The sequence below is a fragment of the Vibrio metoecus genome, from assembly GCF_009665255.1.
GTDB classification, from domain to species: Bacteria; Pseudomonadota; Gammaproteobacteria; order Enterobacterales; family Vibrionaceae; genus Vibrio; species Vibrio metoecus_B.
Map to the genome: position 1 here is coordinate 856027 of NZ_CP035686.1, position 15766 is coordinate 871792.

The following is a 15766-nucleotide window of genomic DNA, read 5'->3' on the forward strand; positions in this document are numbered from 1 at the left end:
AGCGACTCCGGTTAAAAGTCGCTCTTTGTGGAAAAATTGACACTGAGGGTATCAATGCTGACCGATTTTAGAGGGTAAAACGGTGTACCAACTCACTTTGTTGATTGGCTAATACGGTCAAGTTGGCACTGGTTTGTGCTATCTGAGACATCGCTTGGTAGCTTTCATCAGAGATATGATTGATATCTTCGATACTACGCGCAATCGACGTCGTGGTTTCATTTTGCTCACCTGCAGCTTGCGAAATGTGGGTACTCATATGGCTGATTTCGATAATGAGTGCTTGAATCTCTTCCATCGCGCTGTTGGCGTGCGAGGCTTGTTCCACAGAGAGTTCCATATCCTGCATACAGCTTTCAATCACTTTGCTCGCCAGTGAAGAACTTGATTGCAGATTGCTGATCATCGACTCGATTTCAGACGTTGATTGCGTAGTGCGTTGGGCAAGAACACGAACTTCATCTGCGACCACCGCAAAACCACGTCCTTGTTCTCCGGCACGCGCCGCTTCAATCGCAGCGTTGAGCGCGAGTAGGTTGGTTTGTTCGGCGATATTACGAATCACATCTAAAATTGAACCAATTTGGCTACTCATCTTGCGTAAGTCACCCACCGCTTCAACCGATTCAATTAAACGGGTTTCCAGTTGGCGAATAGTACTGATGTTCGTGCTCATGATCTGGCGACCCGATTCAGACGCCGTTTCGACCTGCTGAACCATCGACAACGAGTTTTGTGCACTGTTTGCGACTTCTTGTACTGAATGTGCCATTTCTGTCATTGCGGCGGCCACACTCGAAGTCTGCTCACGTTGACTATTGAGTTTACTTTGAGCGCTGAGTGAGGTGCTTTGGTTGTTCGAAGCCGTTGCGGTTAAATCATCGGAGGCATTGTTCAGCTTGAGCAAAATATCGTGCAAGCTATCAGCAAGGGTATTGATATGACGACTGAGGCGGCTGAATTCGTTGTTATAACGGATTTCAATGCGTTGAGTCATGTTACCTTGGGTGAGGCTTTCTAATGTTTTCAGAATACGTGTTACAGGCTCTCGCACACTATGCGCAATATGGTAACCAATCGCAGTCGCTAAGAGCACTACTGCAATGCCAATGATGATAGCCTTGATCGTACCCTGTTTGTAAACCGAACCCGCCTCGGTCAGAGATTGATTGAGGTCATCACTAGCAGTTTGGTTAAAAGAACCCAAAATCGTCATCGCTTTATCAACTTCACTCGCAAGATTGGCGATGTTGTCGTAAAGCGCAGCACGAGCTTGTAGATATTCATTGTGCTGATCGAGTACACCACCTTTTTGTCCAATGTCTTGGGTGAATTTAGCGACCAAATCATCAAAACGCTCTTTAATCTGTGGCATTTGGGTTACTAGGCCACGATAGGCGTAGTTAAGATGAGTCACCGCCTTTTTATTCTGGTTGACGGCTTTTTCAACGAAACTGACATCCGAGCTGGCTAACGCATCCGAAGTGATCAACTCGGCATCTTTGAGTTTGATGAAATAGCTTTTAGCCATGACTTTGACTGAAATACTGTCATTGTTATCGACAAATTCTTTCATCCCTACGCTTAACTCAGAATGGAGGCGTTGAAATTCTCGGGTGGATTTCTGTACTGCAGCTTGAGCAGCGAACATGGCTTGATAGTTATCCATCGCGAGATCTGCTTCGTTAAAATAACGCGCTTCCAGTTTTTTTAGGTCTGCAATAGGTTGTTCAAGTTCGGGGTGATTTAAGCTCGCTTGACCGAGTTCATCCAAGACGGTCTGAAAATTTTGTTTTGATTTCGCAAATTCCTGACGCATGCCTTCCATACGTGTCATATCTTGCGTGGTCAGAAAGTCTTTGAATGATTTATCGGCAGATAGCAGTTGCACGCTAGTCTGGTTAGACAGTGACACAAGCGGCAACGATGTTTTCGACACACTTTCAAAGTTGCTGTGAATTTGGCTCATCCCACGTAGCATGATCGCGACCGTCACCACAAACATAATAATGATCAGCGCAAATCCTGCGTACATACGCCTGATTACGGAACCCTGCATATTTTCTCTCCCTCGAACATAACTCGTTTTTATTAGAATTCATTAAAGACAAATGTTGTCTTAAAAAAGTAACAAAATAATCATTATTGTATTGAGGTTGGGAATCGCATTTTATGACCGATACAACAAAAACAGCCTTTCACCAGTGAGCTTGCTCAGGTTCTTTTAACTGTACGGTGTTTTTTATTGAGCTTTAGCATGCCTTGACGCATACTCAATCCAGAAAAATTCTTAATCAAAACCTTTATATGGAGCAGTCATGGCGGAAGAAACCATTTTTAGTAAAATCGTTCGCAAAGAGATTCCTGCTGAGATTCTTTATCAAGATGAGCTGGTTACTGCATTTCGTGATATTCATCCTCGTGCACCAAGCCATATTTTGATCATTCCTAATAAGTTGATTCCTACAGTCAATGATGTAGAAGTCGAGGATGAACTCGCCCTTGGGCGTATGTTTACCGTCGCGAAGAAAATCGCCGAACAAGAAGGCATTGCAGAAAACGGTTACCGTTTAATCATGAACTGTAACTCACACGGTGGTCAGGAAGTCTATCATATTCATATGCATTTAGTGGGAGGTCGCCCTCTTGGACCTCTGTTGATGGGCTAAGCCTGTGCACTTCTGTGCCATAGGGTAACCAATACCATGGTTCAATACATGCAATTTCCCAAACGTCGCTTGGTACTGACCATAACCTCAGTCTTGCTCGCGGGGTGTGCAAACCTCACCGCGGGCAATTTGTTTAGCCATTATAGTGCTCAAAATAGTGGCTTATATCAGTCTGTTGCGGCAGGGCAATATGACCAAGCTAGCCAATTATTACCGGATTATGTGGCTGGTGATGTTTTAGATAATCTTGAGAAAGGACGTGTTTACTTTCTGAGTCAGCAATATTCAGAAAGTCAGCAAAGTTTGTCGATAGCTGATAATGCGGTTAAAGCACAGCAAGATCGGGCCATTATTTCGCTGAGCAGTACCGCGACCAGTGTGGGCTCGCTCGCTGTTAACGATAACCTCAATGAGTATGAACCCGCAGATTATGAACTGGGCTTTTTGCATCTGTACTTAGGGTTAAATTATGTGCGCAATAATGATCTTGATGGTGCGCTGGTTGAGATGCGCCGAGCGAATCAGGTTCAAGAAGCCGCTAAAAAGAGACGCGAGCAAGAGCTAGCTAATGCAGAGCAAGACATGCGCTCACAAGGTTTATCTCCCAGTTTAGGCAGCGTGTTAGCACAGTATCCCGATGCTGGCAAAACCTTACAAGCGGTACAAAATGGTTATCTATTATATCTGTCAGCGTTGCTCTATGAGGCTGACAATGATTTAAACTCAGCCTATGTTGACTACCGTCGAGCGTTAGCCGTTGCACCGAATAACCCTGCTGTGATTGATGGAACGCTGAGAGTTGCTACGCGCTTGAGCATGCAACAAGATCTCAAGTCGCTTAAACAACAATACGGTGAGCCTCAACGATTAAGTGCTTCGCAAGCACGCGTGATCGTAATTGAAGAGGAGGGTATTGTGCAGCCTAAACAAGCATGGCGACTCTCTTTACCTCTATCTGACAGTCGTGGAAACACCGTGTTGTATTCTTTGGCTCTGCCGTATTATGAGCAATCTGTGATACCTCACCGTGCGACTTTCAGTTTGAATGGGGTGAGTGTGCAGCCCGCACCAGTGACGGATGTGAACTTAATGGCTAGACAGGCACTTACAGAGCAAATGCCTACTCTGGTTTTGCGTCAAGCCTTACGCGTAGTGGCTAAAGACCAACTCCGTAAAGAGACCACAAAAGAAGAAGATGTGGCTAATTTAGTGTTTAATATTTGGAATACCTTAACCGAGCAGCCGGATACCCGCAGCTGGTTAACGTTACCCGCTACTGTCAATACAGCAACTCAAGTGGTAAAAGCGGGTGATCAAGTGCTGGATATTGCAGGGTCTCACTATACCTTTCATGTTCCAGAAAAAGGCACCGCGTTAGTTTGGCTATCGAGACAGAGTAACAGTGTGACGATTTGGCATAAACAACTAGGGATACGGTAATGAAAACGTGGCTATTAGCTGTATTAACAGGGTTACTTTTGGTGGGATGCAGTGCCAATACCGCAGGTTTGCGGGTCGATGGCGCATCACAACAAGTATTATTTAATGACAGTGCGTTGAGCAAAAGCTTGAGCATTGAAGATATCGCGACCACGGAAGTCGATGGTCACACCCGAGGTGTGGTACGTCTGCAGAGCAACCAGAAAAGTGATCTGCATGTACAGTACCGTTTTTACTGGTATGACAATGATGGGCTTGAAGTAAATACGAAATTAAGCCCATGGAAAATCATCATTTTGCGAGGTATGGAAACCGTGTCTCTGACTGAAGTTTCGGTGAACCCGAACGGTAAGCAGTTCCGTGTCCAAATTCGCGAAGCGAATGAATAAAACGTAAGTTCAAGAGGATTCACAATGAAAAAGAGTGTCATTGCCCTGCTAGGTCTAGCGGTTATCTTAGGGGGATGTTCAAATAAAGTCAGTTATGGTGATGCGCAAGCCGTTGAAACCGTGAATGTGGATTTTGGTTCAACCGATCTGCAAAAAATTGCCGCAGAAATGGTCGACAGCATGATGATGTCGGGTTCGGTATCTGCCATTACTCGAGATGGCCGACCAATTGTGTTTGTTGAGCGGATCAAGAACAAAACCAGTGAACATATCGATACCGAATCAATCACCGATACGATCAGTACCAAAATGCTCAATTCTGGCAAGTTCCGTTTTGTGGATATGGATCGTGTGGAAGCGGTTCGCGATCAGCTGAACTTCCAAAATAATGATGAACTGGTCAATCAAAGCACAGCAATCCAATTTGGTAAAATGGTCGGTGCTCAATACATGCTATACGGCAACCTATCGAGCATTGTAAAGAATGAGGGTAGTGACAAAGACGTTTACTACAAAATGACCATGCGTTTGATGGACTTACAAACAGGTTTGATCGAATGGGCGGATGAAACCGAAATCCGTAAGCAACAATCTAAGAGCTTACTCGGTTTGTAATCCACTAACACAGAGAAGGAGTTGGCAATGGCAAAGATTGCGTGGCGCGAAGCAAGCTCGTTAGATCCATCACTGTTGTCATTGAATCACTTCTTCTCTGTGCCACCTAACTATGCGCAGACCTTAACCGGAGGTCTCACTAATCGTTGTTGGAAAATCGTGACGGGCGAGAGAGCCTTTGTCTGGCGACCTGCAACGGCCATCACCAAAGCTTTTTCTATTTCCCGATTTCAGGAGTATCAAATACTCAAGGCGATTGAGCATGATCATATCGGCCCTAAAGCTGAATTAATTAATGATCAAGGTTTGCTTGTCGAATGGATTGATGGGGAGTCACTGCGCGACGGTGTGGCTTTTGATGCCATCTTGAAAACGCAGATCCGAATCCATGAGTTGGATGTACACCGAATTCCCGTTGCGCCGTTTAACTATCTTGGTCGGGTCGATCACTATTGGCTACAAATTCGAGAAGAGCTGAAAACAGATTCAGTAAAAGCGCTTTATGGCCAGTGGCGTTCAGTACCTAATTTGGCCGATGTCGGGCAAGTGCTTTGTCACTTTGACCTTGCCGGTTACAACATGGTGAAAACCGCCCAAGGTCAGCGAGTGATCGATTGGGAATATGCGGCGTTAGCTGACCCAAGGATCGACTTGGCGTTGAGTATTGATGTGGCAGAAGAAAAAGTGCTTGATGCCGTGTTTCGTTACTGTCAATTGCGAGAACTCTCTGGCATTGATGACTGGGTTGAAGGCGTGCAAGCATGGCGGCCACGCACAATGATGATGGCAATGTTATGGTATCTCTTGGCTTATCAATTGTGGGGTGATGATCTTTATCTTCAATGTGCACAGCAATTAGAGCAGCGATTCGCCACCTATAAGAGCACACAGTGATGGATTTCTTTAACCGTATTGCGCTTGGCAAAATGCCCGTTGGGCAACGAAAAGAAATTTTTTCTGATTCTCTTTATGGAGATGTCCGTGAGGCTGTTTAAAACCATAATCTTCGTGGTAGATTAAACCTCAAGGAACGGGGGAAATATTATGATTATTTATTTACACGGATTTGATTCAACCAGCCCGGGCAACCATGAAAAAGTGCTGCAATTGCAGTTCATTGATAGTGATGTTCGTTTCATTAATTACAGCACCTTACATCCTAAGCATGATATGCAGCACTTACTGAAAGAAGTGCACAAAGCCATTGAACAATCGGGCGATCCACATCCATTGATTTGCGGCGTTGGTTTAGGCGGATATTGGTCTGAACGGATTGGCTTCTTGTGTGGAATTAAGCAAGTTATCTTTAATCCTAATCTGCATCCTGAGTTGACAATGCAGGGACGTATTGATCGCCCTGAAGAGTACGAGGACATCGCGACTAAATGTGTTGAAAAATTTCGTACCAAAAACCAAGGCCGCTGCTTAGTGGTACTGTCGCGTCAGGACGAAATCCATGACAACCAGAAAACCGCGCAAGAGCTACAGGACTACTACGATATTCTCTGGGATGAAACCCAAACCCACAAATTCAAAAAAATCGCTCAGCATCTACAGGCGATGAAAGCCTTCAAAGCCGTTTGATTTCGTCGATGTATGCATTGTTTAACAGCCTCATGTTGAGGCTGTTTTTATTTATCCAAACCCACAAAAAATCTAATGAATATGAGTGAATCTGTGGTTGCGCGATAGATTCAGCCCTATATAATGACTGACGCAAAGATTTGTTGATAAATGTCAAAAAAAATTGAGAGCGAGTTGAAAACTTGCCATTTATTTGTGTTAGCGCAGCCTTTTCTGCCTCGTAACGTGCCACTGAGAGTAACTCACCCTCACCCAAGCATGCCAAGATGGACAATACGTCATGGCTATAACAGATTCCCTCAGCACGAGTGATCGGGCTGGATAATAATTATTCATCTTTATTTGAGGATTGTTGTTGTGACACGAATTATCGTTGTAGGTGGTGGAGCTGGCGGTTTAGAGCTAGTCACCAAACTGGGTCGCACACTAGGGCGCAAAGGTCGAGCCAATGTCACTTTGGTTGACCGCAATTCAAGTCATCTTTGGAAACCATTGCTGCATGAAGTTGCAACCGGTTCTCTGGACGAAGGGGTAGACGCACTGAGCTACCGCGCACATGCCAAAAATCACAGCTTTGATTTCCAACTCGGCAGTTTAGAGTCGATTGATCGTGAAAACAAAAAAATCACGTTAAGCGAGCTCAAAGATGAGCATGGCGAACTGCTCATGCCTAAACGCGATTTGGAATACGACATGTTGGTGTTGGCGATTGGTTCAACCTCGAACGATTTCAACACCCCAGGCGTCAAAGAACACTGCATCTTCCTAGATAGCCCTGAACAAGCCAACCGTTTCCGTACTGAAATGAACAATGAGTTCCTGAAACTGCACGCGAAAAATGGGCAAGGCACCGTGGACATTGCGATTGTGGGTGCGGGTGCGACGGGGGTTGAGCTCTCAGCCGAATTGCACAATGCTGTGAAAGAACTGCGTACTTATGGTTTCGGTGATCTCGATTCAAGCAAGTTAAACGTAAACTTAATTGAAGCCGGTGAGCGTATTTTACCTGCATTACCACCACGTATCTCAGCAGCGGCGCATCAAGAACTCACTAAGTTAGGTGTGAATGTTCGTACCATGACGATGGTGACTAAAGCGGAAAAAGATGGCTTAACCACGAAAGATGGTGAGAAAATTTCCGCGCATATCATGGTATGGGCTGCGGGTATCAAAGCTCCTGATTTTATGAAAGATATTGCTGGGTTGGAGACTAACCGTATTAACCAAGTTGTGGTTAAGGGTACGCTACAAACCACCCGTGATGACGATATTTTCGTGATTGGTGATTTGGCGCAATGTACCCAAGCGGATGGAAAGTTTGTGCCGCCTCGTGCTCAAGCGGCACACCAAATGGCGTCATTGGCGTTCCGTAACATCGTTGCCAAAATGTATGGCCGTGAGCTGAAATCTTATGTCTACAAAGATCATGGTTCACTGGTGTCTTTGAGCCGTTTCTCCACCGTGGGTAGCCTGATGGGTAACTTAACTCGTGGTTCGATGATGGTAGAAGGCCGAATTGCTCGCGTGGTGTACATTTCGTTGTATCGCATGCATCAAATGGCGCTGCATGGCATGCTCAAAACAGGGCTGATGATGTTGGTTGGACGAATTAACCGTGTTCTACGTCCAAACCTTAAACTGCATTAATAGTTTTGGTTGGTTATCGAGTAAGGCGGCGTTGAGTGCCGCTTTATTTTTATCTGCTGTTTAGGGAATTAATGAAAAGACAATTCCGGCTCTGGGTTCCCCTGCATATAAGAATCGATTGGGCGCCAACTGCTCTTGAACGGCACCACATCTCAACGCCAACGTTTGGCTAGGCACATTATCGGGGTCGCAGACAATTTCTAACCGGGTTAATTCTAAGCGCTCAAAACAGAATAGGATGAGTGCGGTAAGAGCTTCCTTACCATAACCCTGCCGCTGGCAATTATCCGCTATCCAATAACCCAAGCTGGCCATATTGAAGGTATGGTAAAACTCATTAATCGCCACCATCCCAACCAGTGTTTGTGTTTGACGTTCGAAAACCCCAAATCCATACGCTTCCGCTTTAACCCAATTTAACCGAGTCGCCTGAATGAATTGTTCGGCTTCTTGTGTACTAAATAACGCGTGGCACCAGTCTACCCATTGATGAAGTGTTTGAGATTGACGAATACGCTGCATCAATTCTGGTGCTTCGCTAGGGGTAATTAACCGAAGTTGTAAGCGCTGAGTAACGATCTGAAAATCCGGAGTCATGCTTATCCTTGTTGTTATGCAAACTCATGAGCGTTGGGTTAATTATATGCAACAAGATAAGAGTGTGGAAAATCAATTGTTTTGGAATGAGAAGGCGAGATTGAAATCGGTGAGGTAAATCAGCCGCCCCAAAGGAGCGGCTGTTATGCAGAGAGTTATTTTAATGGTGTACGAATGGTTGCTGAACGGAAGCTGTTGTGGGTTAACCAGCTTGGCTGTGCTTCAGTAGGAACGGTAGCGCTAATGTCTGAGAAATTAAACGCATACTGATTCCAAACTCGCGTCGCTTTTTTCCAAGGCTTGCTAGGATCGGCAGACTCATACACAAACACACCGTGGTTGACTTTGCTTTCGCGATCGTAGTCATTCGCCACCATGATCAGCGCAGCATTGTCATTGCCCGCCAGATCGACAACGATAGGGTATTCCCACAACGTGCCAGAGGAGTTTGCGATGGTGCTAAGTACACGCCCTGTTTTACCATCAAGGATACGCATTCTGAGACGATCTTGAACTAACACTTCGTCAATGCCATCACCAGTAAAATCATAGGCAGAAACGCCGATTTTACCGCTGTTCAAATCATCATTAGCGACAGACCATACTTTATTGCCATTGATATCATACATATCTACGGCGTAGTAACCGGCATACACAATCCCCATGTGGGACTGATCTGCGGTAAGGTTGCCGACTAAGAACTGTACTGCATTGACTTGCTGCTTACTTTTGAGCAGGGCTTTTTCTTTGCTCCAAACATTCATACCGAGCAATTGTGAGCCTTGCGGAACGTCATAATGGACGGTAGTGGATTTCGATAACGTCACTGGAGCTAAATAAGGAATGGTTTTCTCTTTCCATACCGGGGCTAAATAAGCCACTTGTTTAGTGTGCCAACCAAAGAACCAGTAAGACACGGTTTTGGTACGCCACTCAAAACCAAGATAAGGAATAGTTTTGGTTTTCCACTCTAACCCTAGGTAAGTAAACGCAGAATCTTTTGAACCGACAGTGACTTTCGAACCATTGTCGAGTGTGAAGCTCATTTCAAGAATGCCATAGCTCCACCAATCTTTGAATTTACCGTAGGTGACATCAATCGCTCGTACTTTGGAGGTGTCTAACGTACGTAATGAACCACCACTACCGCCGACCATGCTTTGACTATTGGCACCAATTGCATCGACAATCGAACCAGAACGAATAGCGATCTGATGATCACTGCCCGCGAGAATACGTGCGGTATTCGCCCAATCGGTATACCCGTATACCGACGATTGACCAGCAATTTGACCTACACTTTCGGTTTGCGTGCCCAAAAAGTGAGATACGGCTTGAACGCTGCCGCCAGGGTTGTCTAAGTTATTCACTCGCCATTTTATGGTGCCGTCATGCTCTAGAACTGCAATCTCACTGTTTTGGGCTGTATTTAGAGAGGCAGGAACTGAAACCACCAGTTCTGGGCTGTTATCGCCATCAAGGTTAGCCACAGAAGAGAACCAAACCGTATCATTGGCTTGATATTGCCAGAGATAAGCCCCGTTATTTTGGTAGAGCGCACCATTTGCGAACACTTCTTTCTGACCATTGCCATTACTGTCGAAGGCGATGGAGCTAGGAGCCCAATCGTGGCTAAACAGTAAGCCCGACTCGTAGCTATACACGCCGTCTGCAGCAAGAATTTCAAGGTGGCCATCGCCATTAATATCGGCTAAGGCAATGTCACCGACAGAGCGCCAACCGGAGGCGGATTTCAACAGCTGCTTTTTGATATTGCCTTGGTGATCAAGAATCGTAATGTAAGGGGATAGCGCGCTGGTAGACACGATTTCAATCAGCCCATCCCCATCCAGATCCGCCGCCGCGGGTGAATAACGAGCATCAGCAATGACTCCGCCATTGCTATAACTCCATAATTCAGAGCCATCCACACCACTCAGAGCGCGAATATACCCTCCGTTAGCGTATTGGTTACCCTCAAAAGTCACGACGATGATATCGGCAGTGTCTTTTTCATCAATCTTTCCATCACCGTTATCATCATTTAATTGCACAGCAATGGGGCGGCTATTACCTGATTGGATTCAGGATGAAAAGTGCTGGTAGACCAAGACCATTTTAATTTGGTCGGGATTTCGTCATTAGCAAGCGCTAAACCTTGAGTGAGTAAGCTACCTAAAGCGAGAGCACTCATGGTGTAGAAAGAAAGTTTGGTTTTCATTGGTTGACCTTATGGGTTTATCCAGTGGGGGATCTTTGTGTTGTCGGCGTGGTGTCTTTTATTGATATATGAGTAATTAACAGCTGATGGAAATGGCTGCTACGTCGAAACACTCAAAGCGTTTGGATTATGGGCGGCGGTGGAGGTCGGGTTCAACCTTATTGGAAAGTAAGTGGACGGGTTCTTATCTCTTTGACAAATCTCATTTTCGTATCTGAGAAACGGATGGATTAAATGAGACTAATGAGGGGAGATGAATAGAGAGGAAAAGGAGTTTGAACTCGGGATTTGAGTTCAAACTCCACAAAAGTTATTCAGCGACACGGCGTACTTGAATGATCATGCCCATGAGTGGGTGATCTAAATAGTGTGTTTCACCACTGCGCATACGGCGTTTTTGGTCAAGGCGGTAGCTTTTCAAGAACGTCTCTTCTTCCACTTTGGGCGAAACGGATTCCAACAATCCGGCTTGGACAGTGGCATCTTGATCTTCTGGCGCCGTCTTCAACTGAAGTGGTGAGTCTTGTAAAGTCACTTCACGAACCGCAGGCTGTTTTAAATCCAGCAATGCTTCAGCAAATAAGAAGTGCTGAACATAAATCTGTAAAGTACCATCCAATTCATACAGTGGTTTGGCAATGCTCATTTCAGTTACGCCATCAACTGGTGCGGCGATGGCTGTGTTGCCGATTGGGTTACCATCAGCTTGGAATTGCCCTGAAAAATCACGTCCGGCTTGAATGTGGAAGACGGGAGCCGATTGTCGACCCTGATCATTTTGACGCCAAGCAGTATGCAGTAAGACATTAAAACCCGCATGGTTTCTTAGCTTTTGCGCTTCGTTGGTCAGTTGGTATTGTGACGATGGTAATAACATGACGCCTTTATCTTGGCGAAAGCTCACGTCAGCAAAACTTCCCGCACGATCAAGATTAATCGCAGGAAGCGTATTGGGCCAAGATTCACTCACTTTTTCAGCATTTACCGCACGTTTAAAAATGATCACTTCAATATCAAACTGCCGAGCCGCCATGCTGGGCATTGCGATTAGCAACAGCAGCAGTGGGATCAATCTTTTCATTGTCACTCCGTTGTTCAGTGTTTCACACTGGGTTATTACATCTGGTTAATTACTTAAATCGCCGGTAGCACATTTTGCTGGAAATCGTTCAACATGTCAGCGACAAATTGAATGCGCGCACTGCGTTCAACCAACGGTAAGGTAAATTTAAATTTGGTCGGCCCATCCATCGCAAATTGCTTAGGTTGCGATTGCAGCAGTTTAACCAAAAACAGTGGGTTAATGTCAGCATTGGGATAGAACTCGATGTATCCGCCACGTTCATGGGCTTCAATTTTACGTACTTTGAGACGCATAGCATTAAGCTTCAGTTCGGCGATGGCGAGTAAGTTTAACGCGGCGTCAGGCAATTTACCAAAGCGATCAATCAATTCGACTTTGAGCTCGACTAACTCATCTTCACTGGCGACGCTAGCAATCTGTTTGTACATCGACAAACGGGTGTTGATGTCCGGAATATAATCCTCCGGCAGCAAGGCTGGTAGGCGCATTTCAACTTCAGTTTGCTCACGCAGCAAGTCATCCAGCGCGGGTTCTTTACCCGATTTCAGGGCTTCAACTGCTTGTTCAAGCATTTCCATATACAAAGTAAAACCGATAGATTGAATTTGGCCGCTCTGTTCTTCACCTAGCAGTTCTCCAGCACCACGAATTTCCAAATCGTGTGTGGCCAGAGTAAAGCCCGCTCCTAAATCTTCTAAAGAGGCAATCGCTTCTAGGCGTTTGACCGCATCTTTGGTAATCGCTTTGGGCGGCGGGGTTAACAAGTAGGCGTACGCTTGGTGATGCGAACGGCCCACACGGCCACGCAACTGGTGCAACTGAGCCAAACCTAAGCTGTCGGCTCGATCCATGATGATGGTATTCGCGGTCGGAACGTCGATACCAGTTTCGATAATTGTGGTACACACCAGTAAATTGAAACGCTGGTGGTAGAAATCGTTCATCACTTTTTCCAGCTCACGCTCGCGCATCTGCCCGTGGGCAACAGTAATCCGCGCTTCAGGAACCAGTTTTTCTAAATCCGCAGCTACTTTGTCGATGGTTTCGACTTGATTGTGCAGGAAGTACACCTGACCACCACGCATAATTTCACGCAGCACCGCTTCACGGATCACGCTGTCCTCACTTTGGCGCACAAAGGTTTTGATCGCTAATCGACGTGCTGGTGGTGTGGCGATGATGGAGAGATCACGCATACCACTCATCGCCATATTGAGCGTTCTCGGAATCGGCGTTGCAGTGAGAGTGAGGATGTCGACATCCGCCCGCATCGCTTTGACTTTCTCTTTTTGACGAACCCCAAAGCGGTGTTCTTCATCGACAATCAGCAAGCCAAGATCAGCAAAGCGAATCTCGCTCGACAGTAGTTTATGAGTGCCGACCAGAATATCGACTTTACCGTCCGCCACGTCTTGTAGGATGAGTTTCTGCTCTTTAGCGGATTTAAAGCGGGAGAGCACTTCGACGCGGATCGGCAAGTTGGCAAATCGGTCGCGGAAATTCTCGAAATGTTGCTGAGCGAGCAGCGTAGTTGGGACTAATACCGCCACTTGTTTGCCATTATCGGTTGCGACAAAAGCCGCGCGCATCGCCACCTCGGTTTTACCAAAGCCAACATCACCACACACTAAACGATCCATGGCTTTGGGTTGGCACATGTCCGACAGCACAGCGTTGATCGCCATCGCTTGGTCATCGGTTTCTTCAAACGGGAAGGTGGCTTTGAAGGTCGCGTATTGTTCACGGTCGAGATGGAATTTAAAGCCCGGTTTGATCTCGCGCTTAGCGTAGACATCCAATAGCTCTGCCGCGACATCACGTACTTTTTCGGCGGCCTTACGGCGGGCTTTTACCCATGCCTCGCCACCCAGTTTATGTAATTGGGCTGCTTCTTCAGCACCTCCTGAGTAGCGGCTGATTAGGTTGAGTGATGAAACTGGCACATACAGCTTGGCTTCGTTTTGATACTCCAGCATGACGTATTCGCTGACCATGCCGCCCGCTTCGAGAGTTTGTAGCCCTAAGTAGCGGCCAATCCCGTGATCGATATGTACAACGGGTTGCCCCGGTTTGAGCTCGGCAAGATTGCGGATCACCGCATCGCTGTTGGTGACGGTTTTGCGATCTTTCTTACGGCGACGTTGAATCACCCGATCGCCCAGTAAATCGCTTTCACAGATCAGGGCAATTTGGTTGTCACCATAAATAAATCCACGCTCTGCGGCACCCAGTACTAGCGAGAACTTCTCTGCTTGTTGGCAGGCAATGCTGAACTCACTTTGGCTTTGCGGGCGCAGTTTGATGCGTTGCAAAAGTTCAAGCAAGGCTTCACGACGACCTTCTGATTCGACAGAGAAAATGATTTTGCCAGCAAATTGCTCGCTAAACTGGCGCAGTGCTGCCAAAGGCTCTTTGTTTTGATGCTCAACGGCCAATACGGGCAATGGCTGTACTTGGGCATTCATTCGTCCTGCACGTAGCTCGATAGGTGAGCTTGTCAGTTGAACTTGCGGCAGCGTTTTAAAGTGGGCAAACAGCTCATCTTTGCGCAGCCAAAGCTCATTCGGTGGTAGCAATGGGCGCAATGGGTCGATATTGCGTTGGTCGTAGCGATAATCCACATCCGCCAAAAACTGGTCGATGGACTTTTCCAATTCACCAACCACTAAGAGCTGGCTGTTGGAGGGGAGATAGTCGAACAAGGTTTCGCTGTGATCAAAGAACAACGGCTGCCAGTATTCAATCCCCGCAGGCCAAGTGCCTTTGGAGACTTGGCTATAAATGGATTCAGGCTCGCGGCGCGCTTCAAAGCGTTGACGCCAGCGGTTACGAAACTCTTCAATCGCTGCCGCTGTGGTGGGGAATTCATGTGCGGGCAACAGACGAATTTCATCCATTTCAGCAATCGACCGTTGATTCTCCGGATCGAAAGTGCGAATGGTGTCGATTTCATCATCAAAAAAATCAATCCGGAACGGGTCGCTGCTGCCCATTGGGAAGAGATCGAGAATCGAACCGCGGCTTGCGTATTCACCGGGACCAAAGACCTGATCTACATGGCGATAACCGCTATTTTCTAACTGTAGGCGTAGCTTATCGAGCGAGAAAAGGTCACCTCGCTTAACGATTAAGGTGTGCTGCAATAAGAAGTCACGCGGTGATTGGCGTTGTAGCAAAGTGCTGACCGGCACAATCGTGATGCCACGCGTCAGGCTTGGCAATTGATACAAGCGCGAAATACGATCAGAAATGATGTCTTGATGCGGAGAAAAATTATCGTACGGCAGCGTTTCCCAATCAGGGAAGAGAGCGACTTCGCTGTGGCTAAATTGCTCAATTTCGTGCAGCAGTTTGAGTGCCGTTTGCGGATCCGGAACTGCCAGCAAAGTATGGCTGGTATGGGCGTTAGCCAATTCAGCAATGGCCAAGGCAAGGCTAGAGCCGTGTAAGTTACCGATGGCTTTTTTGTCTCCGGCACCTTGCGCCGAGAACAGAGAGAGTAGGGAATGTGTAGTCATAG

At 46.5% G+C, this 15766-nt stretch carries 11 protein-coding genes and 1 pseudogene; 7 read left to right on the forward strand and 5 right to left on the reverse strand.

Going from position 1 to position 15766, the window contains the following annotated elements:
• Window positions 1-67 precede the first annotated feature (67 nt).
• Window positions 68-2059, reverse strand: a complete 1992-nt coding sequence (locus tag EPB59_RS04045) for a methyl-accepting chemotaxis protein (RefSeq protein WP_055051076.1) — start codon at window positions 2057-2059, stop codon at window positions 68-70.
• A 259-nt stretch (window positions 2060-2318) separates the two neighbouring features.
• Here EPB59_RS04045 and hinT point away from each other — a divergent pair, with 259 nt between their 5' ends.
• From hinT to EPB59_RS04080, 7 genes are all read left to right on the forward strand, one after another.
• Complete coding sequence (gene hinT, locus EPB59_RS04050) at window positions 2319-2669, forward strand: purine nucleoside phosphoramidase (RefSeq protein ID WP_055034680.1); 351 nt, start codon at window positions 2319-2321, stop codon at window positions 2667-2669.
• Window positions 2670-2705: 36 nt separating this feature from the next.
• The gene (locus EPB59_RS04055) at window positions 2706-4109 is read left to right on the forward strand and encodes a COG3014 family protein (RefSeq protein WP_154171626.1); all 1404 of its coding nucleotides are present in this window, start codon (window positions 2706-2708) and stop codon (window positions 4107-4109) included.
• Window positions 4109-4498, forward strand: a complete 390-nt coding sequence (locus EPB59_RS04060) for a YcfL family protein (RefSeq protein ID WP_055051078.1) — start codon at window positions 4109-4111, stop codon at window positions 4496-4498. The genes EPB59_RS04055 and EPB59_RS04060 overlap by 1 nt, the downstream gene beginning before the upstream one ends.
• Window positions 4499-4522: 24 nt before the next feature.
• Window positions 4523-5113 carry a penicillin-binding protein activator LpoB gene (lpoB, locus tag EPB59_RS04065; RefSeq protein ID WP_000750166.1) on the forward strand — a complete coding sequence of 197 codons (591 nt, stop codon included), beginning with the start codon at window positions 4523-4525 and terminating at the stop codon, window positions 5111-5113.
• Window positions 5114-5140: 27 nt separating this feature from the next.
• Entirely contained in the window at window positions 5141-6007 is an 867-nt protein-coding gene (locus EPB59_RS04070) for a phosphotransferase (protein ID WP_154171627.1), read from the forward strand.
• Between the two features lie 150 nt (window positions 6008-6157).
• A complete protein-coding gene (ycfP, locus tag EPB59_RS04075; RefSeq protein WP_000587953.1) occupies window positions 6158-6697 on the forward strand; it encodes an alpha/beta hydrolase YcfP in 540 nt (179 codons plus the stop codon).
• Between the two features lie 357 nt (window positions 6698-7054).
• Window positions 7055-8344 carry an NAD(P)/FAD-dependent oxidoreductase gene (locus EPB59_RS04080; protein ID WP_055051080.1) on the forward strand — a complete coding sequence of 430 codons (1290 nt, stop codon included), beginning with the start codon at window positions 7055-7057 and terminating at the stop codon, window positions 8342-8344.
• A 60-nt stretch (window positions 8345-8404) separates the two neighbouring features.
• On the opposite strand, the gene EPB59_RS04085 is transcribed toward EPB59_RS04080, so the two are convergent.
• The 4 genes and pseudogenes from EPB59_RS04085 to mfd form a co-directional block, all read right to left on the reverse strand.
• Window positions 8405-8941, reverse strand: a complete 537-nt coding sequence (locus EPB59_RS04085) for a GNAT family N-acetyltransferase (protein WP_055051081.1) — start codon at window positions 8939-8941, stop codon at window positions 8405-8407.
• Between the two features lie 155 nt (window positions 8942-9096).
• Window positions 9097-11162, reverse strand: a pseudogene (locus EPB59_RS04090) (beta-prism lectin domain-containing protein).
• Window positions 11163-11472: 310 nt separating this feature from the next.
• On the reverse strand, window positions 11473-12243 hold the full coding sequence (locus EPB59_RS04095) for a peptidoglycan binding protein CsiV (protein ID WP_055051083.1): 771 nt from the start codon (window positions 12241-12243) through the stop codon (window positions 11473-11475).
• A 53-nt stretch (window positions 12244-12296) separates the two neighbouring features.
• Window positions 12297-15764 (reverse strand): transcription-repair coupling factor, encoded by a 3468-nt coding sequence (mfd, locus tag EPB59_RS04100; RefSeq protein ID WP_154171628.1) that lies wholly within the window; start codon window positions 15762-15764, stop codon window positions 12297-12299.
• Between the last annotated feature and the right edge of the window lie 2 nt (window positions 15765-15766).

Coding starts and splice junctions, on each gene's coding strand:
- EPB59_RS04045 (WP_055051076.1), bottom strand. CDS start 2,059: ATGCAGGGTTCCGTAATCAGGCGTATGTACGCAGGATTTGCGCTGATC.
- hinT (WP_055034680.1), top strand. CDS start 2,319: ATGGCGGAAGAAACCATTTTTAGTAAAATCGTTCGCAAAGAGATTCCT.
- EPB59_RS04055 (WP_154171626.1), top strand. CDS start 2,706: ATGGTTCAATACATGCAATTTCCCAAACGTCGCTTGGTACTGACCATA.
- EPB59_RS04060 (WP_055051078.1), top strand. CDS start 4,109: ATGAAAACGTGGCTATTAGCTGTATTAACAGGGTTACTTTTGGTGGGA.
- lpoB (WP_000750166.1), top strand. CDS start 4,523: ATGAAAAAGAGTGTCATTGCCCTGCTAGGTCTAGCGGTTATCTTAGGG.
- EPB59_RS04070 (WP_154171627.1), top strand. CDS start 5,141: ATGGCAAAGATTGCGTGGCGCGAAGCAAGCTCGTTAGATCCATCACTG.
- ycfP (WP_000587953.1), top strand. CDS start 6,158: ATGATTATTTATTTACACGGATTTGATTCAACCAGCCCGGGCAACCAT.
- EPB59_RS04085 (WP_055051081.1), bottom strand. CDS start 8,941: ATGACTCCGGATTTTCAGATCGTTACTCAGCGCTTACAACTTCGGTTA.
- EPB59_RS04095 (WP_055051083.1), bottom strand. CDS start 12,243: ATGAAAAGATTGATCCCACTGCTGCTGTTGCTAATCGCAATGCCCAGC.
- mfd (WP_154171628.1), bottom strand. CDS start 15,764: ATGACTACACATTCCCTACTCTCTCTGTTCTCGGCGCAAGGTGCCGGA.